Genomic DNA, 20,773 nt, shown 5'->3' with positions numbered 1-20,773 from the left:
GAGATCTGGCTTGAGACGGCGGAACACCCCAATAAACGAAAATATCGAATATGTTGCGCAAAAAACGGAAAGGGTATTTTTGACTGTAACCCGCATCACGAGATGAACTCTGTTCATATCTTCAAAACTTTTAACTTAGGCTCAGCTCAAAGGGACCATAGGTGCGAAATTACCTAAACAAAGGCGTAAAATAAAAGACAACAGGTATGTGATAGACAGGCTCGTGCTGCTAGCCACTTCGCGTTGCGCAAGGACTTCCAGAGCGAGCCGCTTTGTTCGTCAGGGGAGCTTTCGGAACGACCCGAAAGTTGCACATACCACCCTACCGGGGCTACCGAACCTCGGTACCTAAAGACTAGGAAGTAACAAAATGGCATTCACTAAGGTGGCACAGGACCGTCCTCGCGTCCTGATCGTCGGTGGCGGCTACGTCGGCTTCACCGTTGCTAAGAAGATCCAGAAGGCTATCAAGGAGACCGGTGGCGTTGTCACCATCGTCGAGCCGAACCCCTACATGACTTACCAGCCCTTCCTCCCCGAGGTTGCGGCAGGTTCCATGGAAGGTCGTAACGCAACTGTGCCGCTGCGTCAGCACCTGCGCGACACCGAGCTGATTCCCGGCCGCGTTGTCTCCATCGACCACGCAGAGCGCACCGCTGTAGTTGAGCCCACCGACAACGGTGAGCCCTTCGAGCTGAAGTACGACGAGATTGTACTCGGTGCAGGCGCAGTGACCCGTGCATTCCCGATTCCGGGTCTGGCAGAGGTTGCTATCGGTCTGAAGACCATTGAAGAGGCAGTCTCCGTTCGTAACTGGGTTCTGGACCGCATCGAGGTCGCATCCATGCTGTCCGACGCTGAGGCACGCCGCCGCGCCCTGACCTTCGTCATCGTTGGTGGTGGCTTCGCTGGCGTTGAGACCATCTCCGAGCTCGAGGACATGGCACGCGTTGCTGTCGAGCGCAACGAGCGTCTCTCCGTTTCCGACCTGCACTTCGTCATGGTCGAGGCTGCACCGCGCATCATGCCCGAGGTCCCCGCAGACCGTGCAGAGAAGGTTGTTGCAGAGTTGCGTGCACGCGGCATCGAGATCCTGCTGAACACCTCCCTCTCTGACGCAACCGACGGCAACCTGCAGCTGATCAACATGGCTGACAAGTCCCCCGCAGGCGAGATTAAGACCGACACCCTGATTTGGACCGCAGGTGTGGCAGCATCCCCGATGCTGAAGAACACCGACTTCCCGATTGACGAGCGCGGCCGCGTTCGCGTGAGCGCAGACCTGCGCGTCACCGGCGACGACGGTGTGGTCGAGGGCGCTTGGGCAGCAGGCGACAACGCAGCTGTTCCGGATCTCTCCGGTGGCGGCGTGGGTGGCTTCTGCGTTCCCAACGCTCAGCACGCTTCCCGCCAGGCTGTTGTTCTGGCTAAGAACCTGCTGGCTGCTCGCCGCGGCGAGCCCCTGACCGACTACTACCACGAGACCATCGGTGTTGTGGCAGGTCTGGGTCTGTGGAAGGGCGTTGCAAACTTCAAGGGCAAGACCATTGGCGGCCCGCTGGCATGGATCATGCACCGCGGCTACCACGGCTCTGCAATCCCCACCACCGAGCGTACCGTTCGCGTTATGACCACCTGGGCTCTGAACCAGATTTTCGGTCGCGACACCTCCTCGATTCGCCACCAGCGCTCCCCGCGCCTGGCATTCCAGGAAGCAACCGGTACTGCACCGGCACGCCAGAAGGCAAAGCTCTAAAATAGCCTGACTTAGGGGTATGCCCCCTGAGATAGCGCACTTGAGATAAAGCAAAGGGCGGTGTGGAAGACTTTAGTCTTCTGCACCGCCCATTTTGCGCCTAGGTTTTTGTGTCTGGGTTTTTGTGTCTGGGCGCGTGCGGGCCGTCTAGCTTAGCCGCCCACCTGTGCTTTTGCATGGTGATTGCTGCGGCTGAGCGCGGGGAACCGTTTGAAATGTGTTTCCGCTTAGGTTCGGGTGCGTTTTCGTGGAATAATAGGTGTTTGTGCCCCGACGTATACGGGGTGCGCCCCCATAGTCCAATTGGCAGAGACAGAGGACTTAAAATCCTTGTGTTCTGGGTTCGAGTCCCAGTGGGGGCACTGCGTAGACACGCGTAGGTGCAGATAGGCGGCGGCTCTTCCCGTGGGGGAGGGGCCGCCGCTTGTGTGTCTGAGGGTTTACATGTCTGGGGTGTGGTGTTTGGAGTTTAAAAGGCGATGCCCCCGACCAGTTCGGTTGCCATGGGGATGCCCACCTGCTCGAAGGAAGCGATGGTACCCGTGGGCTCCACTCTCAAAAACGCCCGCATACCGTCTTCCGGAGCTCAAAAACGTGAGACCCTAGAAGAGACGCAGCCACAGATGCACCCCAGCCTGAATGGGGCAGCAGAGTCAGAAAGGCACAGCATGCAGACTATACCCTCCATCATTGCTGTCGATATGGACGGCACCTTCCTCACCGACTCCAAAACTTTCGACACCGAACGTTTCTCGCGCATCCTATCCCGCCTGCAGGCGCAGGGAATTCACTTTGTTGTGGCGAGCGGAAACACCTACGCCAAGCTGCGGGACTATATGCGTGGCTTTGAAGGGCGAGGTCTTACCTATATTGCTGAAAATGGGGCATACCTTGCTGATGAGAGCGGTCAGCTTGCCGTGCATCCCTTTGTGGAAGAGGATGTGCCGCGCATCATTGAGATAGTCCAGGGGCTGGATCAGATTGGTTTGCTGGTCTGCACTACCGAGGGTATCTACCTGCCTAAGGACCGCTGTGACCAGATTGTGCACATGATTCGCGGCTATTTTGAAGACACCGGTCAGGAGCTTCCCGAAACCCTCACCTTGGAGGACTTTGCGGCGTTCTTCTTCCCCGGCTCGGTCATGGTTGACTCTATTGAAGATTTTGAGGGTGTACCCATCAAGTTCCCGCTGCTGACCCCGCCGAAGCAGACGCAGCAGCTGAGCGTCTACCTGCGTGAGGCTCTTCCGCAGACCGTCACCCCGATGGTGAGTGGCTTCGGCGCCATTGACCTGGTGCGTACCGGTGTCAACAAGGCGACCGGTCTGAAGGACCTATGCGAGCGTCTGAACGCCGACCCGGCGGGCATTCTTGCCTTCGGTGACGGTGAGAACGACATGGAGATGCTCCGCTACGCGGGCTGGGGCGTTGCTATGTCTAACGCCCCGGAGGTTGTGCGAAATGCTGCTGACGAGGTGATTGGCTCGAACGAGGAACAGGCAGTTCTGGAGTATCTGGAGCAGCTCCTTGACCGTTTGGAAGCTTCGCAATAGACGCTTCACCAAGAGACGCGCAGAAGCGTTTGCGTGCGGGGCGGTGCGGACCTGGGTGAACCTCAGGTAAACACCGCCCTGAAATATTCTGGCAAAGCTGCTAGAAGCCCCTGCTGGTAACGAACAGCGCCCGTGAGCGCAGAATCTATCCGATAGAATTAACAGAATTAGTTTTGTACCCGTTTAAGGAGAGCATGATGGCGGGAAACCCGCTTCTGAATTCGATGACGAAGAATGTCACTCAGGGTGACTCTCGTTTCGGTCGCTTTGGTGCACAGCCTCAGCAGACCAGCCAGCAGGCGCAGTACGGTCAGCAGCAGACCTACGGCCAGTACGGTCAGCAGCAGTATGACCAGCAGGGCTACGGTCAGAATGCTTACGGCCAGCCCCAGTATGGTCAGCAGGCGCAGTACGGCCAGCAGCCCTATGGTCAGCAGTATGGCCAGCCCCAGTACGGTCAGCAGGCACAGTACGGCCAGCCGTACGGTGAGGCTGACTACGGCGTAGCAACCCCCACCTACTCGGAGCCCATCCCCGCAGGTGAGCGTCTGACCATGAACGATGTCATGGTTAAGACCGGCATCAACCTGGGCCTGGTCGCTGTCGGTGCCGCTGTTGCATGGAATGCACCGGTGCTGATGCTCCTGGGCCTGGTTGGTGGTCTGGTCCTGGGTCTGGTGAACTCCTTCAAGAAGAAGGTTTCCCCGATTCTGGTCATGACCTACGCGCTTATGGAAGGTCTGCTGCTCGGTGGCCTGTCCGCTGTTGTGGATATGCGCTACCCCGGCGTGGCAATTCAGGCGGTTCTGGCAACCCTCGTGGTGGCAGGTACCACCCTGGCTCTGTTCGCAAATGGCAAGCTGCGCGCAACTCCTAAGCTCAACAAGATTTTCATGATTGGCGCTATTGGTTACCTGGTGTACGGCCTCATCTCGATCCTGGGCGCGGGTATCTTCGGTTCCGCACTGGGTAGCGTGAGCCTCTTCGGTATTCCCCTGGGTCTGATTGTTGGCCTGTTCGCTGTTGCGCTGGCAACCTACTCGCTGCTGCTGGACTTCACCACCACCTCCGAAGCTGTGGAGGCTGGCCTGCCCGAGCGTGAGTCCTGGCGCCTTGCTTTCGGCCTGACCGCTTCTCTGGTCTGGCTGTACGTTGAGATCCTGCGTGTTCTCATGTACCTGGCAAGTATCTTTAGCAACGACTAAAGCTCACTTTGAGGCGGCGGTACCGTGATGGTGCCGCCGCCTTTGCCGCTTTACTTCCCCTGTGTATTGATGCGCGGGGGAGAGCACACAATAACAACACCACACACCGCCTCCGATGGGGTAGCTGAAGCTGTCCCGCACGAGTGCGACACCGATAATGATTTGGAGACACCGTGAAAATTACACCTGTTGCAGAAGAGCATGTAGCCGAGGAGGAGCGCGGCTACCGGGTTCCTTTTGCCATGGAAGTTGCCGGTGCTTGGGCGTGGCGCATCATTATGATTGCCGGTGCCGGCTGGATTCTTTGGAAGGGTCTGGGGCACGTCTCCCTGCTGGTTATTTCTCTTCTGGTGGCTCTGCTTCTGGCGGCTCTGTTGAGCCCCGCCGTGATGCTTCTGCGTAAGAAAGGTGTTCGTGCCGGTGGCGCGGCGGCTATTGCCGAAATCGGTATGATTCTGGTGCTCGCCGGTATTATTTCGCTGACCGGTCAGCAGATTCTGCGTGGTTTTGTGTCCATGGCGGATAAGGCGGTGCAGGGCTACCAGCAGCTGATTGGTTGGCTGAAGAACCTCGGCTACGAGTTCGGTGCCGACCAGATGAACCAGCTGTTGGATCAGATGGAGAGCGCTGTAACCAATAACCCCAGCTCCGTGCTGCACGGTGTGTCTCAGGTGGGTTCGACTGCGGCTGAGGTTGCGACCGGTACCCTGCTGACCCTGTTTACCCTGGTTTTCTTCCTGATGGAGGGTGAGCGTATCTGGCTGTTCGTCACTCGCCTCTTCCCGAAGGACGCGCGTGCCGCAGTCAACGGTGCGGGTCGCGCGGGTTGGAAGTCCCTGGGTGCGTACGTGCGCGTTCAGATTCTGGTGGCGGCTATTGACGCTATCGGCATCGGTATTGGTGCCGCAATTCTGGGTGTTCCGCTGGCTATCCCGCTGGGTGTGTTGGTCTTCCTCGGTTCTTTCGTTCCGGTGATTGGTGCCCTCATTTCCGGTGCTGTGGCTGTGCTGCTGGCGCTGGTTGCTCTGGGTCCGGTGCAGGCGCTGATTATGCTCGGTATTGTTCTGCTGGTTCAGCAGCTCGAATCCCACATTCTGCAGCCGCTCATTATGGGTAAGGCTGTCTCCCTGCACCCGCTGGCTGTTATTTTCTCGGTAGCTGGTGGCTCCATGATTTTTGGTGCGGTGGGTGCTCTGTTCGCCGTGCCGACTCTGGCTGTGGTCAACGCGGTGGTGCGTTACCTGGCGAATCGTGACTGGGAGAAGGAGGCGCCTCGTGAGGAGGAGTTCCTCTTCCCGCATGAGTTGGAGCGCCGTAAGAAGGCTGAAGAGTCTGAAAAGGCGAAGGAAGCTAAGACTTACGAAAGCTCTGAAGAATCTAAGGAATCTAAGGAATCTGAGAAGGCTTAGAACTCAAGTCAATGTGACTAACCGCGGGCTAGACGCTCGCATATCACCTAGAGTAGGGGCTGTTTCTGCACTATCTGTTGAGAGTGTAGGGGCAGCCCCTGCTTTATGCCTGTGCATCCTCTAGAATGGAGTGTGCACTGTGCCACCGCGCGTCTTTCAGCGTGCGTGGCTAGGTGCCGCCAGAATACGTACCATCAGAATGGAAACCTCGTGAGCGTAGATCTCGACTCCCTGCCCGTGACCCTCACCGACATTGAACGTGCCGCAGAGCTGCTCGAAGGCGTTATTGAACGCACCCCCGTCGCTCATTCGCGTGCGCTGAGCCAGCGCCTCGGTTCCGAGGTTTTCTTCAAGTGTGAGAACCTGCAGCGTGCCGGTTCTTTCAAGGTGCGCGGCGCGTACGTGCGCATGGCGAAGCTCTCCGAGGAGGAGAAGAAGCGCGGCGTTGTGGCGGCGAGCGCGGGTAACCACGCTCAGGGTGTGGCTCTGGCGGCTGACCGTCTGGGCATTAAAGCCCGTATTTACATGCCGCTGGGTGCGGCGCTGCCGAAGATTACTGCAACCCGTGATCACGGTGCTGAGGTTGAGTTGCACGGCGTGACCGTGGATGAGGCTCTGGCGGAGGCGAAGCGCTACGCCGATGAGACCGGCGCGGTGTTCGTGCACCCCTTCGACAATGAAGACATTATTGCCGGTCAGGGCACGATCGGTCTGGAGATTCTGGAGCAGGTTCCGGACGTTGACACCGTCATTGTGGGCGTCGGCGGCGGTGGTCTGCTGGCTGGCCTGTCGGCTGCTATCCGCGCGAAGGAGCAGAAGCTCGGCAAGAAAATCAAGATTATTGGTGTTCAGGCGGAGCACGCGGCGGCGTACCCGCTGTCGCTGGCAGCGGATGCTCTGGTGCCGCTGAAGAAGGTTTCCACCATCGCTGACGGTATTGCGGTGGGCCGCCCCGGCCAGATGCCTTTCTCCATCATCAAGGAGCTGGTGGACGATGTGGCGACCGTGAGCGAAGACGATATTGCTCGCGCCCTGATCTTCCTGATGGAACGTAACAAGCTTGTGGTGGAGCCTGCCGGTTCGGTGCCCGTGGCGGCGCTGATGAACGGCAAGCTGAAGGAAGAGTACGGCGACCTGGGTACGGTCGTGTGTGTGCTCTCCGGCGGCAATATTGACCCGATGCTGATGCTGAAGGTGATTCAGCGCGGTCTGTCTGCGGCTGGCCGATACATGACCGTGAAGATGATGCTTTCTGACCGCCCGGGTGAGCTGGCGACCATCTCCCGCATCATCTCTGAGAACGACGCGAACGTGACCGGTGTGGACCACACCCGCGTGGGTGGCTCGCTCTCCATGGGCGACGTGTCGATTACGATCGACATGGAGACCAAGGGTGTGGAGCATTGCCGCCAGGTCATTTCTGCCCTGGAGGATGAGGGCTTCAAGCCAATCATCGTCTACTAAGCCGATATATTTATTAGCTGACGAGCTGTAATAGGTGCGCCTGCGACTTATCGGCAGAACGCAAGAATAGACAAAAAAACAGTGCGGGGTGCTGACCGTTATAGTCAGCACCCCGCACTGTTTGTTTTAAATCTAGCGCTGTCTCGCAGCCTAGCTTCTTAGCTAGTCTCTTAGCCCTGGTAAGGGGTCACGGAGACAATCTTGGCGCTCAGTTCCTTACCGTTCGGAGCGGTGTAGGAAACCTCGTCGCCCTGCTTAGCACCCATGATTGCGGCGCCCAGCGGAGACTTCTCGGAGAAGACCTTCAGATCGGTGCCTGCGGGGAGGGTGTCCTCAATTTCGCGGGAGCCGAGCAGGAACTTCAGGGTGCGGCCTGCAACCTCAGCCTCGATGACCATGCCGTGGCTGACCACGCCGTCGTCAACGGGTGCCTCACCAATCTGTGCGGTTTCGAGCAGGTGCTTGAGCTGCTTGATGCGCGCCTCGTTCTTAGCCTGCTCGTCGCGTGCCGCGTGGTAGCCGCCGTTCTCGCGGAGGTCGCCCTCATCGCGTGCCTGCGCGATGCGGTCAACGATTTCCTGACGGTACGGACCGGAGAGGTACTCCAGCTCCTGGGTGAGGCGGTCGAAGGCGTCCTGAGTGAGCCATGCACCGGTGTTTTCAGCCATGCGTGTCCTTTGCTTATGCGCCGGCTTTGCCGGTGCGAAACGAATAAACCCGCTACCGCGTGCCGCGTTCAGAAAGGGGACGGCGATGCCGGTAACGGAATGAATCAACAGACCTATTCTAGAGCACCGGAGGATTTTCGGCTGTTATGCCGGTCGTATCTTCCCCTCTGAGCGCATCCTCGCCGGGGTGCATGCCGGTAGCTGAACCTGGTGGCGGTTTCTGTCGGCTGGTTACCATGTGATTGCGCGGATATGACGGTACATTTCACGATGTCACACGGCGTCATCTGCGCTAGTGTACCGGCGCTGTCCTTGGGTATCATACGAGAAGCTACACACGTAAAATTTCCGCAGTGTGGCGCTCGCATTCGCGAATCACAGACACATCAGCCGCCCATCCGCGCTGGCCGCATCAACTAAAGGACACATACCGTGAGCGAAGCCATCGAACAGCTGAAGGCAAACCTGCCGACTCACCCTCCCGTGGACTCCCTCAAACCGCTGGATGAGGACTACACCGGTCTGCGCATCCTCGCGGTGCACGCTCACCCGGACGACGAGTCCTCTAAGGGCGCCGGTACCGCTTCGGCGTATATTGCCCGTGGTGCTCGCTTCATGGTGGCGACGATGACCGGCGGCGAGCGCGGTGACATCCTGAATGAGGAGATCGATAATAGTCCGCGTGCACACCGTGACCTGCCGGGTCTGCGTCGCGCTGAAATGGCGGCTGCTCGCGAGATTATGGGTATTGAGCACCGCTGGATTGGCTTCTTCGACTCCGGTCTGCCGGAGGGTGACCCCATGCCGCCTCTGCCCTTCGGTAGCTTTGGCACCATGCCCCTGGATCGTGCCGCCGCGCCGCTCGTGCGTCTGGTGCGTGAGTACCGCCCGCACATCATCATCACCTATGACGAGATTGGCGGCTACCCGCACCCCGACCACATCATGACCCACAAGGTTGCTGTGGAGGCATTCGAGAAGGCGGGCGACCCCGAGGCGTATGTGGGGGAGGGCGAGCCCTGGACCCCGCTGAAGCTCTACTACGATCGCGCGTTCAACCCGGAACGCACCCTCGCCCTGCACGAGCACCTGCTCGATACGCACGGTGAGAGCCTGCTGAGCGGTTGGATTGAGAACATTGCGCACCGCGCAACGTCGGGTGAGGCGCCTCGCCACGAGACTACGACCCGCATCCTGGTGACTGAGCACTTTGAGCAGCGAGATCAGGCTTTGCGTGCGCACGCCTCGCAGGTGGACCCGAATGGCGTGTTCTTTGCGGTGCCCAGTGAGCAGCTGAAGGATATTTGGCCCTGGGAGGACTACACGCTGGCTGCCTCGCACGCTGAGGTTCAGCTGCCCGAATCTAGCCTGGACGAGGGCCTGAGCGACTACTACGTTATCTAGGCTGGGGTGCATCGCCCCGCGCGTTACAATGATGCCCTTCACCCACGATATGAGTTGTAGGTGAAGGGCATCATCCATTCTTAGGCGCGCGATGCGTGCAGCCCCTGTACGCACCCCCGGATACCGCCACCAGCCGCCACAAATTTTGAGCCGATTCTCAGCCCAACCGCGATGCTGATTGCCGCGAAGGTACGGCGCGGCGGCGTAGAATAAGAGCTTGGACTCTTTCGTTATGAGCCCGCTGAATTATCTGCCACGACAGCCGAATGAGGTATGAGCTATGAGCGCCAACGCCCTGCCCGTGATTACTGTGCACGGCCACGCCAGCAACCCCGGCACTGTCACTGAGCCTACCGTCTATGAGCAGGCTCTGGCGCGCTCGCTGAGCCCCGAATCCCTGCCGGCACATATTGGAGTGCTGGTGGACGGTAACCGTCGCTGGGCGGCTCAGCGCGGCTTGAGCACCCGTGAGGGCCACGCCGCCGGTGCGGAGCGAATTATTGATTTTCTGGCCTGGTGTACGGAGCTGTCGATTCCGCAGGTGAGCCTGTACATGCTTTCCACTGAGAATCTGAAGCGCCCCGAGAAGGAACTGACCGGTCTGGTCGCTGTGATTGATGCGTTCCTGGTGCGCCTGGTGGAGTCCGCCTGCGGCCCGGTGCGTGCCATCGGCAATATTGACCTGATTCCTCGCCAGCTGCACGAGCGCCTGGACTGGGCGATTGAACAGACGGCGCACCTGCCCGGTGTTCGCGTGAACATTGCGGTCGGTTATGGCGGTCGCCAGGAGATTGTGGACGCGGTCCGCTCGGTTCTGCGTGAGGCCGCCGCTGAGGGCGCATCCTTGGACTCGCTTGCCGAACAGCTGAGCGTGGAGGATATTTCTTCGCACTTGTACACCGCCGATATGCCTGACCCGGACCTGCTGATTCGCACTTCGGGTGAGCAGCGCCTGTCCGGTTTCATGACCTGGCAGAGCGCGTATTCTGAGTTTTACTTCTGCCGTGCCCTGTGGCCGGATTTCACGCGCGTTGATTTTCTGCGTGCCCTGCGGGATTACGCGAATCGTTCCCGCCGCTTCGGTTCCTAGAACTTGGATGCCCTAGCGCCATCGGTGCATGTTTCTCGGCTGGCTGGTTCCTTGCTAGATGGTTCCCGGCTAGCAGTCTCCGGTAGTACAGCCTCCAGCAATACAGAATGGACGTTCTATGCTCGCTGAGCTTTCCCGCCTCTACAACGCTGGAGGCGTCTCCGTTATTGCCGCTCTGGTGCTCGGCAGCTACCTGCTGTATTTCCTGTGGTGCGCCCTGCGGCTGTGGCGTATTGATGTGCGGGAGCACCGTCTGCCGCACCGCATCCTGATTCCGTTGGCTATTGCCACCTATACGGCACTGCCTGTGTCTTTGCTTTTTGCCGGTCGCCCCGCCGATATTTGGCGTGTGATTGGTGCCGGTCTGGCGCTGTGGTTCTGCTACCTGCTTCTGCGTATCCTGTCCTTTGGCGCGCTGGGCCGCGGGGATGTGAAGCTTGCCGGCATTCTGGGTGGCGTGCTCGGGTACCTGTCCTGGGCGAATCTGGGATGGGCATCGCTGGTGACGTTCCTTGCTGGTGGTCTGGTGTCTTTGGCTCTGGTGCTGTTCACGAAGGCGCGCGGTAGCACCCGTATTGCGTTCGGTCCGTTTATGCTTCTGGGTGCGCTGGTGGCGTTGGCTGCTCCGGCGTATTCTCTGTGGTAGATTTCGAAGTAGGGTGACCGTCCGGCTAAGTGGCGGGCTTGTTCTGTGTGCGGCTCGCGGCTGTTTGCTCTGCTCTCTAGCACCTATTCCCGGTAGATTTGCCGGGGCTTTTGAAAGGTTGATGTTATGCCTACTCCTCCCTATATCCGTAAGCTGCGTGAGCAGATTGGATCGGATTACCTGTGGCTGTCCGGTGCGACGGCTGTGGTATACCGTGAGCAGGATTCTAAGGTGCTGCTGGTGCGCCGTAGCGATAACGGGGCGTGGACCCCGATTACGGGCATTGTGGACCCGGGGGAGAGCCCCGCACTGACCTGCCTGCGTGAGGCGCAGGAGGAGGCGAACGTGCAGATTGAGGTGCTGGAGTTGGCGCAGGTGAAGGCTGACCCACCGATGCAGTTCGGTAATGGTGATCGCTGCCAGTTCTTGGATCATACGTTCCTGTGCCGTTGGGTTTCTGGTGAGGCGAAGGTGAACGATGAGGAGTCTTCGCAGGTGCGTTGGGTGGATGTGTCTGACCCGGCGGAGCGTGCGTTGCTTTCGGAGCGGATGCTGGACCGTATTGATGCGGCGCTGAACTATGACGGCCACTGCCGTTTTGGTTTGGAGTCGGTGCCGCCGGAAGAGCTCTAGGCCGGCTACTGGGACTGAGTAAAAGCCGCTGATTGAGGCGTGTATATACAGAAGGAGGGGCGACCCGCTGTCATGGCGAGTCGCCCCTCCCAGTATTTTTATGACAGTTTGTTACATGTTATTGGGTGGTTCTTCCTGCTTTTCTGTGGGAGTGGGGGACTGGAAGCCTAAATGTTGCCGTGGTTTTATTTTGTTTTTGTCTTTTTTACCTTAAGTTGTGCCTGCGTATCGAGCTATGAGTGGTGTACATGAGATGCTTTATATATGACACGGGTTACATTGGGAGTGACGGCCCCGTATTAGTCAGTAACCCGAGAAAGATTCGTTCACGTGATGTTCTGGTGAGCGTAGTCGCTTTCCTTTTACTCTGCCTATAAATCTTTAAGGCATGCCATTTTTCTGTGAACTAGGCTCATTGTGTTCATCGCAATTCTTGGGCGCTATTTTGATGCGTCCTGGAAGGAGCAAAGCATGACAACACATAAAATACCCTGGAGAATCTACGTAGCCCTTATTGGCTCTCTGGTAGGTACAGGAATATATTCCTTCGCCCTACCCATTGCGATTCTCGCTAGTACAGGCGAAATTGGGCTGGCTGGCGTAATGGCGGTAGCCATGCAAATCCCCAATATCGCCTTGGCATATCCACTAGCAACCCTATCGGATAGTCTGCCTCGAAAACCTATGATTGTGATTGCCGGGGCAGTAAACATCCTCAGCATCCTTACCTTGGCGTTGATGATTGAGCAGCATATGCTGTCATGGTTCGCCATCGCCGCACTAGGATTTGTGAGCGGTGTCTTCTCCGAGCTGGCTGCTGCCTCAGAAGCAGGATATATTCCGCAGCTTCTCGGACGAGAAAACCTTCTTTCGTATAACGCACGTCGTGAAATTTGCGAGGGAATATCCGCAATCGTTGCGCCCCCTACGGCAGGATTTATTGTTCTTGTCGCGGGTGCAACGGTCGGTCTTATCGTCCCGGTGCTCCTTTTCGGAGCGGCAACTATTTCATACGCAACGTTGCCATCCGTAGAGATGGAAACTAAAACTGAGCAACGCGAAACCGCACAACGTGGATTTATTCACCGCATGTTTGACGGTATCCAATACATGTTCTCCGGCGCCCCGCAGAGACTTATCCTTGTCTACACGTTCTTCTTGGCGGCAGCTACGGCATCGTATTCACTCATCATTATTTACCGCCTGTATGAGGAGCTCACTTTTGAAGCCTCAGTGGTAGGCATGATTATGGCCTGCAGCGGTATCGGTGGTATCGTCGCGGCGCTCATCATCGATCGTTTCCTCTCTTTCGAGAACACACGAGGAATGCTGCTGGTCGCCAATGTCGTATCCCTGCTGGGAATACCGCTCGTCACCATCAGCAATAACCCTGTAGTGCTCGGCGCCCTGCTCTTCATTCTGGACGTAGGATGGGCATCAGCTTTCATCTTCTCCAACAATCTGCGTGACTGCATTACACCGAATGAGCTACTGGGGCGTGCCAGCTCCCTTGACGGTGCCGTGTTTGGGCTAGGAACGCTGTACTCCATGGGCGCGGTAGCACTGATGCTTGACCATCTCGGCTCCTTCAATGCTGCGCTTGTCGTCAGTATCCCGGCTGTACTCTGCCTCATCTACACGCTGGTCCACTATAAACAGTTCAAAGTGTTCAATATTGTTGAACAATAGTGAGAACCCGCTACCAACTCAATGACGGGGCAGAGAACACATACAGAGGGAGGGGCGACCCGCCGTCATGGCGAGTCGCCCCTCCCTCTATGGTTAAGCCGCGAACCTCAGGCGAGGTTCAGGCGGGGTGAGATTAGAAGTTGCCCAGCATCTTGGTGACGTCCAGAGCTGCATCCAGCTGCTCCTCAGTCACTTCGCCGCGCTCCACGTAACCCAGAGCCACAACTGCCTCACGGACAGTCACCTTGTGAGCCACCGAGTACTTAGCGATCTTCGCAGCAGCCTCGTAACCAATCAGCTTGTTCAGCGGGGTCACGGTCGACGGCGAAGCCTCAGCCAGGAAGCGGCAACGGTCAACATTAGCGGTCAGACCGTCAATCATCTTCTCAGCCGAAACGCGAGAAACGTTAGCGAGCAGGCGGATCGACTGCAGCAGGTTAGCAGCCATCACCGGGATACCCACGTTCAGCTCAAACGCGCCGTTAGTGGAAGACAGAGCAATGGTTGCGTCGTTACCGATGACCTGAGCGGCAACCATAATGGTAGCCTCACAAATCACGGGGTTGACCTTACCGGGCATAATCGAGGAGCCGGGCTGCAGATCGGGGATGTGCAGCTCGCCCAGGCCGGTGTTCGGGCCCGAACCCATCCAGCGGATGTCGTTGCTGATCTTCATCAGGCCGTACGCCAGGGTGCGCAACTGACCGGAAACCTCAATCAGGCCGTCACGGTTAGCCTGAGCCTCGAAGTGGTTACGAGCCTCGGTCAGGGGCAGGCCGGTCTCCTCAGCGAGCAGCTCAATCACGCGAGCGGAGAAGCCGTCCGGGGTGTTAATGCCGGTACCCACAGCGGTACCGCCCAGGGGAACCTCAGCCACGCGGGGCAGGGAAGCGTTCACACGCTCAATGCCGTAACGCACAGTTGCGGCGTAGCCGGAGAACTCCTGGCCCAGGGTGATGGGGGTTGCGTCCATCAGGTGGGTACGACCGGACTTCACAACGTCCTTGAACTCTGCAGACTTGCGCTCCAGAGACTCAGCGAGCACCTCGAGAGCGGGAATCAGGTCCTTCACCAGAGCCTCGGTCACAGCAACGTGCACGGAGGTGGGGAAGACGTCGTTGGAGGACTGGGAAGCGTTCACGTGGTCGTTGGGGTGAACCTCAATGCCCTTGGACTCCAGGGAACGGGTTGCCAGGGTTGCCAGAACCTCGTTCGCGTTCATGTTCGAGGAGGTACCGGAACCGGTCTGGAAGACGTCAATGGGGAAGTGGGCGTCGTACTTACCGGTTGCTACCAGATCCGCTGCATCGCGGATAGCCTGGGCGCGCTCAGCGTCGAGCACCTTGAGTTCCTCATTGGCGGTCGCGGCTGCCTTCTTCACGAGGGCAAGCGCACGAATATGGGCGGATTCGAGGGTCTGACCCGAAATCGGGAAGTTCTCGACTGCGCGCTGGGTCTGTGCACGGTAAAGTGCATCAGCCGGAACGCGAACTTCGCCCATGGTGTCATGTTCAATGCGGTATTCAATGTTTTCAGCCATACCTCTAGCATAGGCGTTCAAAGTGGCTTACGTCGCCTCGAAAAGGTGTCAAAAGAGGAAAAACGCTCATAAATTTTGAGGCGTGAGAAGGCACGTAAAAACCCCGCCCCGGTAGATGTGCGAACACGCTACCGTGGCGGGGGTATCCCATAGAAAAATCTGTTGTTAAGTGCGAGCATGTGGGTTCTCGCGCTAAGGCTCGTAATGAGCGGAGAAGAGGAAACCTAGTCCAGGTTCTCCGCAACCACAACGCGCGGGGGAGTCTTCACGACCACCGGAAGCGCCTGAGTCGGCGGGTTCTGCGCGTCGTTCTTCTCCTCCGGCAGGGTCAGGTCCTGCGAGCTGAACACCAGCTCCGCCTTACCTTCCTTCAGATGGTAGAAGACACCAATCACGGCGACCTTGCCCTCAACCACCGCATCCGAAATGATGTGGGACTGCTCAATAATGCGGATGGCGGTCTGGCGGGTGTGCTCACGCACCATGTCGTTAACGACCGGGTTCTCCGGCAGCTTCGGGGACATCACCGAAGGCAGGATGTGCTGCACCAGGTTACGGATGAAGCCGTGCGGCATCTCACCGGACTCCAAGGACTTGCTGGCCGCAGTCACAGCACCGCAGGAGTCGTGACCGAGAACCATCACAATGGGGGTCTCAAACTCATCAACCGCGTACTCCAACGAACCGAGCGCGGCATTCTCCAGGACGTGGCCGGCGGTACGCACCACGAACGCGTCGCCCAGGCCCAGATCAAAAATAATCTCTGCCGCGAGGCGAGAGTCACCGCAACCGAAAATCGAGGCGAACGGGAACTGACCCGATGCCAGGTCGGTACGGCGAATCGTGTCCTGGTTGGGGTGCTCGTTGCTGCCCTCAACAAAACGGCGGTTACCGTCCTTCAGACGCTTCCATGCTTCTGCGGGAGTCGGTTGGATGCCAGCCATGTGATGCTCCTTAGCGGACAAGTACAGATAACGCATGCCGTCGGAGGCAGCGAATCTGCGAACGGGTATGTGGGGCTTCAGGCGCTCGCGCTGAAGCTGAGTTTCTCGCCGGGAGCCTCCCGGAGAAAGAACCTACCTCAAATATGCCTTAAATATGCGAAAAATAGCTAGTTTGGCGCGCCTTCACAACACCCAAAATCAGTGCCTCAGAGCGTATGAAGCGCCGAAGAGAGACGCAGCCCTCACAGATTTGCCGCATCTGCTCACCTTAAAGTCAACACGCACGCAAACTCGTTCAGAACAAGAAAAACGAAGCGCCCGCGCGCTATCCTGAAAGGAGCACTACTGCGTCGGCGACTTCGTGCTGGAAAGAACCAGCCAGCCGACGGTGTATTCAGAAATCTCGAAGGTGAGTCTATGACTACGAACAACAACCACGGCGATCGCAACCTCGCAATGGAACTGGTCCGCGCGACTGAAGCAGCAGCAATTGCTGCAGGCCCCTGGGTCGGCGCAGGCGAAAAGAACCTCGCAGATGGTGCAGCCGTAGACGCAATGCGTTACCGCCTCTCCACCGTCAGCTTCAACGGCACCGTCGTCATTGGTGAAGGCGAAAAGGACCAGGCCCCCATGCTGTACAACGGCGAGAACGTCGGCGACGGCTCCGGTCCCTCCCTCGACGTGGCAGTGGACCCCATCGACGGCACCCGCCTGACCGCTCTGGGTATGAACAACGCCCTCTCCGTGATTGCTGTGGCAGACGGCGGCACCATGTTCGACCCCTCCGCAGTGTTCTACATGGAGAAGCTGGTCACCGGCCCCGAAGCTGCAGAATTCGTCGACCTGCGCCTGCCCGTCAAGCAGAACCTGCACCTGGTTGCTAAGGCAAAGGGCAAGAAAGTCAGCGAGCTAACCGTTTGCGTGCTGGACCGCCCCCGCCACGCCAAGCTGATTCAGGAAATCCGCGAGGCAGGTGCTCGTACCCGCATCATCCTCGACGGTGACGTTGCAGGTGCTATCGCAGCCTGCCGTGAGAACACTGGTGTGGACCTGATGCTCGGCACCGGCGGCACTCCCGAAGGCGTTGTCGCAGCCTGCGCTATCAAGGCAACCGGTGGCGTCATCCAGGGCCGCCTGGCACCGACCGATGACGCAGAGCGCGAAAAGGCACTGGAAGCCGGCCACGATTTGGACCGTGTGCTGACCACCAACGACCTGGTCACCAGCGATAACTGCTTCTTCGCCGCAACCGGTATCACCGACGGCAAGTTGCTGCGCGGCGTTCGCTACGGCAAGAACACCGTGACCACCCAGTCGCTGGTCATGCGTTCCTCCTCCGGTACCGTCCGTACCGTCGAGGCTGAGCACCGCCTCTCCCGCCTGCGCGAAATCCTCGCACAGACCAACAGCCCCGAAGATCAGTAATCTTCGCCCCCGCAAGGGCTGAGGAGCCGCGCTAAGACTCCTCGAACATTGCACATACATACGCGCAGGAGCCGCCCCCACCGAAGAACTCGGTGGGGGCGGCTCCCTCATGTATTTAGCTTTTAGTTCTCAGAGTGCTCCCCGGTAAGGGTGCACCTGAACCCGTTAGCGAGAGCGAAAAGACTGAACCTTCGCCTTCGCCTTCGACACCGCATCGCGAACTGCCGGGCGTGCCTTATACGCCAGGGTGTAGGCGCGGTAACCCAGCGAGGACACCGGAATATCCCAGGTACCCGGGTACTCCACGGACTCGCCGCCGAAGGACTTCTTGAACTTCGTGAAACCGGCCCACTCGTGATCCGGCTGATCCTCCGGCGCGATGCCGAAGAGGTCAACGTACTTCAGGCCCTTACGCTTAGCGTCCAGGATTAAGTTCGTCATCACCACAACACCGGCACTAAGGGTGCGGTGCTCGAAGGATGCCGCCGCGTGCGCGTAGGTGCGGGTATCGTCCGAATCGTACACGAACGCCGCCGCAATCGGGGCGCTCTCGCCGTTCTCGCCCGCCAGCTTCGCAATGTAGAGCGACGCCGCACCGGCGGGCATCAGCACGCGAGCCGCCTGCATCAGGTAGTCGTCGTGCTGACGGTTGAAGCCGTTACGCTCCGCGGTCTCCTCGAGGAAGCCGAAGAGAATCGACATATCCGAGGGATTGGTCGACACCTCAACGGTCACGCCCTTCTTGTGGATATTACGATGACGAGTACGATAACCGGAAATCATTCCCTTGATGATCTCATCCTCGGTGCCCGAGAGGTCAATAATCTGCGTGTGCGAAGGCTGCACCTGGCGAGGAGCCAGAACCGCACCGCGACGAGCCAGGAACGCCGCAGCATCCTGATCGCCCCAGATGGCGGACTCAGTAGGCTCAATACGCACAAACAGACAACGAAGCTTCGCGGCCTCTTCCTTCAACGAGGCAAGAGCCTCGTCGAAGGCCACAGCGCTCGAAGCAACCGGTCCGTACGGGCTGTACAAGTAGCGGCCGGTAGCACCGCCCTCAACGGTCGCAAGGTACGACCAGCCGTTACCGCTCTTACGAATTACGGTGTGACCATTAGATTCCTGAAAACGTGCCCAAATATCGGACTGAAGAATATTGCTCATACTTCTAGTGTATCCGAGCTTAGGGAACGTAAGCCTGGGGCTCCGACGAAGCTTCGGGTGCAGGAGTGGGGCGGGGTGCGGAGGAGCTCTCCTCAGCCTCACGCTCGGCCGCTGCCTTGGACTTGGCCTCGGCAACTCGGGTGCGCAGAGCGGCTCCCTTGTCCATTGCGGTCTGGCGCAGATTCTGAGAGAACTGACGCAAATCAGCGTGAACCTGCTGAGCAAACGCATCGGTGCCCGAACCCAGAATACGCAGAGCCAGCAGACCCGCATTGCGAGCACCGTTAATGGAGACGGTAGCTACCGGAACACCGGCGGGCATCTGAACAATCGACAGCAGCGAGTCCATGCCCTCGAGGTTCTTCAGACGCACCGGAACACCAATCACAGGCAGAGCGGTGACGGAAGCGAGCATACCGGGCAGATGAGCGGCGCCGCCGGCACCGGCAATAATCACGCGAATACCGCGGCTGTGAGCCTTCTTGCCGTACTCAATCATGTCCTCGGGCATGCGGTGTGCAGAAACAACATCAGCCTCGTAAGGGATGCCGAACTCGTCCAGAACCTCGGCTGCGGCCTCCATGACCGACCAATCCGAATCCGAACCCATCACAATGCCAACAATGGGCTGGGAAGAATTATAGGGAGACTGAGACATAATCCTCATATCCTTTCAGGATGCGGTGGCGAACCACCATCAATAGGGTGCGTCGGATACGCAGGATGCTCTCACCCCACGCACCGGCTAAAACAGGGGCTACAGGGGGCGGCCGTCACGCAAAATGGAGGCAGCATTCGCAGCGCTATGGCGCAGCGCCTCAAGCTCAGCCACCGTGCCAGAAATATTCACGTGACCAATCTTGCGGCCCGGACGAGTCTCCTTGCCGTAGAAGTGGATCTTTGCGCGTGGTTCAGCCGAAAGCGCCAGCGGGTAGACGCCGAAAATATCTTCGTTCTCGCCGCCCAGGTAGTTCTTCATCACGGCAACACCCTCGAGCACGGAGGTATCACCCAGCGGAAGGTCGAGTACCGCACGCAGGTGCTGCTCGAACTGGCTGGTCACCGAGCCGTCCTGAGTCCAGTGGCCGGTGTTGTGCGGGCGCATCGCCAGCTCGTTGATGTAGAAGCCGGCGGGGGAGCCGGGCACCTCGAAAAGCTCAGCTGCCATTACACCGGTCACGCCCAGCTCGGAGGCAATGGTCACCGCAGCGGCTGCGGCAGCCTCAGCGATCTCGGGGTCCAGGTCCTGTGCGGGTGCAATAACCTCATCACAGATGGAGTTCACCTGAATCGTCTCAACGACCGGCCAGGGGCGCACCTCGCCGCTTTCACGGCGAGCCACTAGAGCGGAGAGCTCACGGGTGAAGGGTACTTTCTCCTCGGCAAGTAGAGCGGAGAAATCGGTGCGGGAAGGCAGCTGCTCGAACCATTCGGCGCTGCGCTCGCGAGCCTCCTCGGGGGAATCCAGAACGAGTACGCCCTTGCCGTCGTAGCCGCCGCGCGGGGTCTTCAGCACCACGGGCCAGCCGATTTCATCGCCGAAGGCGAGTAGTTCGTCCAGGGTAGAAACCTTAGCCCAGCGGGGGTTCGGCAGGCCCAGACGCTCAATAGCGGCGCGCATCAGGAGCTTGTCCTGAGCGTACTGGAGAGCTTCGGGACGGGGCTGAACATTCACACCCTCCGCCATGAGGGTGCGCAGAAATTCGGTGGGCACATGCTCATGGTCGAAAGTGATGACATCCTTGCCGCGAGCAAATTCGCGGAGGGTGTCCAGATCTTTGTAGTCCCCGACGGGGGCGGTACGTACCGCTGCCACGGCGCCGACGGTGGGCGCCTCCGCGAGAATCTGCAGGTTCAGGCCAAGGTTAGTTGCTGCGGGAGCCATCATGCGGGCCAGCTGGCCTCCGCCGATGACGCCAATTACGGGTCCAGTCACAGGGTAAGTCACAGCACCTAAGTGTACCGGTTTCAGAGTGCTTATGGGAGCAAGACCACATTAAGGTCACAGAATGGGTTTAGCTGGGCGGCAGAGCCCAATATTTGGGCGTAAAAGCCGGAAGAAATCGTAAAAACCTGCCTTCTGCCCAGTCAACGTGAGATGAAAGGGAATGTCTCGTTAGCTGGGAGGTCCGTGGAAAAACTCTCAAAGGTACAAACAACCAACCGGGACTGTAATAACA

At 58.7% G+C, this 20,773-nt stretch carries 17 protein-coding genes and 1 tRNA gene; 12 read left to right on the top strand and 6 right to left on the bottom strand.

Annotated elements, in window-relative coordinates; translation table 11 throughout:
* Positions 1 to 370: 370 nt before the first annotated feature.
* The 6 genes from HMPREF2884_RS00180 to ilvA all read left to right on the top strand — a co-directional run bounded on the left by HMPREF2884_RS00180 (position 371) and on the right by ilvA (position 7,387).
* Positions 371 to 1,756: an NAD(P)/FAD-dependent oxidoreductase gene (locus tag HMPREF2884_RS00180; protein ID WP_070614686.1), complete on the top strand. Its 1,386-nt coding sequence runs from the start codon at positions 371 to 373 to the stop codon at positions 1,754 to 1,756.
* Positions 1,757 to 2,044: 288 nt separating this feature from the next.
* A tRNA-Leu gene (locus HMPREF2884_RS00175) sits at positions 2,045 to 2,118 on the top strand.
* Positions 2,119 to 2,424: 306 nt separating this feature from the next.
* Positions 2,425 to 3,309: a Cof-type HAD-IIB family hydrolase gene (locus HMPREF2884_RS00170; protein WP_083309656.1), complete on the top strand. Its 885-nt coding sequence runs from the start codon at positions 2,425 to 2,427 to the stop codon at positions 3,307 to 3,309.
* A 197-nt stretch (positions 3,310 to 3,506) separates the two neighbouring features.
* On the top strand, positions 3,507 to 4,514 hold the full coding sequence (locus HMPREF2884_RS00165; RefSeq protein WP_070614683.1) for a Bax inhibitor-1/YccA family protein: 1,008 nt from the start codon (positions 3,507 to 3,509) through the stop codon (positions 4,512 to 4,514).
* A 173-nt stretch (positions 4,515 to 4,687) separates the two neighbouring features.
* Entirely contained in the window at positions 4,688 to 5,923 is a 1,236-nt protein-coding gene (locus HMPREF2884_RS00160; protein WP_070614681.1) for an AI-2E family transporter, read from the top strand.
* A gap of 210 nt (positions 5,924 to 6,133) precedes the next feature.
* Positions 6,134 to 7,387 carry a threonine ammonia-lyase gene (gene ilvA / locus HMPREF2884_RS00155; RefSeq protein WP_070614679.1) on the top strand — a complete coding sequence of 418 codons (1,254 nt, stop codon included), beginning with the start codon at positions 6,134 to 6,136 and terminating at the stop codon, positions 7,385 to 7,387.
* A gap of 170 nt (positions 7,388 to 7,557) precedes the next feature.
* Here the strand turns inward: ilvA and greA are convergent, their stop codons facing one another.
* Positions 7,558 to 8,055 (bottom strand): transcription elongation factor GreA, encoded by a 498-nt coding sequence (gene greA, locus HMPREF2884_RS00150; RefSeq protein ID WP_049355875.1) that lies wholly within the window; start codon positions 8,053 to 8,055, stop codon positions 7,558 to 7,560.
* 432 nt (positions 8,056 to 8,487) lie between these two features.
* Between greA and mca the strand changes: the two genes are divergently transcribed.
* The 5 genes from mca to HMPREF2884_RS00125 all read left to right on the top strand — a co-directional run bounded on the left by mca (position 8,488) and on the right by HMPREF2884_RS00125 (position 13,517).
* Positions 8,488 to 9,459, top strand: coding sequence for a mycothiol conjugate amidase Mca (gene mca, locus HMPREF2884_RS00145; RefSeq protein ID WP_070614677.1), 972 nt, complete (start codon positions 8,488 to 8,490; stop codon positions 9,457 to 9,459).
* A 280-nt stretch (positions 9,460 to 9,739) separates the two neighbouring features.
* Positions 9,740 to 10,549 (top strand): polyprenyl diphosphate synthase, encoded by an 810-nt coding sequence (gene uppS / locus HMPREF2884_RS00140; protein WP_005508943.1) that lies wholly within the window; start codon positions 9,740 to 9,742, stop codon positions 10,547 to 10,549.
* A gap of 118 nt (positions 10,550 to 10,667) precedes the next feature.
* Entirely contained in the window at positions 10,668 to 11,195 is a 528-nt protein-coding gene (locus tag HMPREF2884_RS00135; RefSeq protein ID WP_070614675.1) for a prepilin peptidase, read from the top strand.
* 126 nt (positions 11,196 to 11,321) lie between these two features.
* Positions 11,322 to 11,828, top strand: coding sequence for an NUDIX hydrolase (locus HMPREF2884_RS00130; protein WP_070614673.1), 507 nt, complete (start codon positions 11,322 to 11,324; stop codon positions 11,826 to 11,828).
* 417 nt (positions 11,829 to 12,245) lie between these two features.
* Positions 12,246 to 13,517: an MFS transporter gene (locus HMPREF2884_RS00125; protein WP_246827895.1), complete on the top strand. Its 1,272-nt coding sequence runs from the start codon at positions 12,246 to 12,248 to the stop codon at positions 13,515 to 13,517.
* 133 nt (positions 13,518 to 13,650) lie between these two features.
* On the opposite strand, the gene HMPREF2884_RS00120 is transcribed toward HMPREF2884_RS00125, so the two are convergent.
* Complete coding sequence (locus HMPREF2884_RS00120) at positions 13,651 to 15,057, bottom strand: class II fumarate hydratase (RefSeq protein WP_049338717.1); 1,407 nt, start codon at positions 15,055 to 15,057, stop codon at positions 13,651 to 13,653.
* Positions 15,058 to 15,281: 224 nt separating this feature from the next.
* On the bottom strand, positions 15,282 to 16,001 hold the full coding sequence (locus tag HMPREF2884_RS00115) for a carbonic anhydrase (protein ID WP_049338718.1): 720 nt from the start codon (positions 15,999 to 16,001) through the stop codon (positions 15,282 to 15,284).
* 417 nt (positions 16,002 to 16,418) lie between these two features.
* Between HMPREF2884_RS00115 and glpX the strand changes: the two genes are divergently transcribed.
* Positions 16,419 to 17,426: a class II fructose-bisphosphatase gene (glpX, locus tag HMPREF2884_RS00110; protein WP_070614670.1), complete on the top strand. Its 1,008-nt coding sequence runs from the start codon at positions 16,419 to 16,421 to the stop codon at positions 17,424 to 17,426.
* Between the two features lie 165 nt (positions 17,427 to 17,591).
* Here glpX and HMPREF2884_RS00105 read toward each other — a convergent pair whose 3' ends face one another.
* From HMPREF2884_RS00105 to HMPREF2884_RS00095, 3 genes are all read right to left on the bottom strand, one after another.
* Positions 17,592 to 18,593 (bottom strand): lipid II:glycine glycyltransferase FemX, encoded by a 1,002-nt coding sequence (locus tag HMPREF2884_RS00105; RefSeq protein ID WP_070614668.1) that lies wholly within the window; start codon positions 18,591 to 18,593, stop codon positions 17,592 to 17,594.
* 19 nt (positions 18,594 to 18,612) lie between these two features.
* Positions 18,613 to 19,251 carry a 5-(carboxyamino)imidazole ribonucleotide mutase gene (gene purE, locus HMPREF2884_RS00100; protein WP_070614666.1) on the bottom strand — a complete coding sequence of 213 codons (639 nt, stop codon included), beginning with the start codon at positions 19,249 to 19,251 and terminating at the stop codon, positions 18,613 to 18,615.
* A 99-nt stretch (positions 19,252 to 19,350) separates the two neighbouring features.
* Positions 19,351 to 20,541 (bottom strand): 5-(carboxyamino)imidazole ribonucleotide synthase, encoded by a 1,191-nt coding sequence (locus tag HMPREF2884_RS00095; protein ID WP_070614664.1) that lies wholly within the window; start codon positions 20,539 to 20,541, stop codon positions 19,351 to 19,353.
* Between the last annotated feature and the right edge of the window lie 232 nt (positions 20,542 to 20,773).

The organism is Rothia sp. HMSC073B08, from assembly GCF_001812975.1.
Lineage (GTDB): Bacteria > Actinomycetota > Actinomycetes > Actinomycetales > Micrococcaceae > Rothia > Rothia mucilaginosa.
This window is presented reverse-complemented; position numbering and strand designations above follow the sequence as displayed.

What these genes read in the sequence shown, in the direction of transcription:
- HMPREF2884_RS00180 (WP_070614686.1), top strand. Translation starts at nt 371, where the DNA reads ATGGCATTCACTAAGGTGGCACAGGACCGTCCTCGCGTCCTGATCGTC.
- HMPREF2884_RS00170 (WP_083309656.1), top strand. Translation starts at nt 2,425, where the DNA reads ATGCAGACTATACCCTCCATCATTGCTGTCGATATGGACGGCACCTTC.
- HMPREF2884_RS00165 (WP_070614683.1), top strand. Translation starts at nt 3,507, where the DNA reads ATGGCGGGAAACCCGCTTCTGAATTCGATGACGAAGAATGTCACTCAG.
- greA (WP_049355875.1), bottom strand. Translation starts at nt 8,055, where the DNA reads ATGGCTGAAAACACCGGTGCATGGCTCACTCAGGACGCCTTCGACCGC.
- uppS (WP_005508943.1), top strand. Translation starts at nt 9,740, where the DNA reads ATGAGCGCCAACGCCCTGCCCGTGATTACTGTGCACGGCCACGCCAGC.
- HMPREF2884_RS00135 (WP_070614675.1), top strand. Translation starts at nt 10,668, where the DNA reads ATGCTCGCTGAGCTTTCCCGCCTCTACAACGCTGGAGGCGTCTCCGTT.
- HMPREF2884_RS00130 (WP_070614673.1), top strand. Translation starts at nt 11,322, where the DNA reads ATGCCTACTCCTCCCTATATCCGTAAGCTGCGTGAGCAGATTGGATCG.
- HMPREF2884_RS00120 (WP_049338717.1), bottom strand. Translation starts at nt 15,057, where the DNA reads ATGGCTGAAAACATTGAATACCGCATTGAACATGACACCATGGGCGAA.
- HMPREF2884_RS00115 (WP_049338718.1), bottom strand. Translation starts at nt 16,001, where the DNA reads ATGGCTGGCATCCAACCGACTCCCGCAGAAGCATGGAAGCGTCTGAAG.
- glpX (WP_070614670.1), top strand. Translation starts at nt 16,419, where the DNA reads ATGACTACGAACAACAACCACGGCGATCGCAACCTCGCAATGGAACTG.
- HMPREF2884_RS00105 (WP_070614668.1), bottom strand. Translation starts at nt 18,593, where the DNA reads ATGAGCAATATTCTTCAGTCCGATATTTGGGCACGTTTTCAGGAATCT.
- purE (WP_070614666.1), bottom strand. Translation starts at nt 19,251, where the DNA reads ATGTCTCAGTCTCCCTATAATTCTTCCCAGCCCATTGTTGGCATTGTG.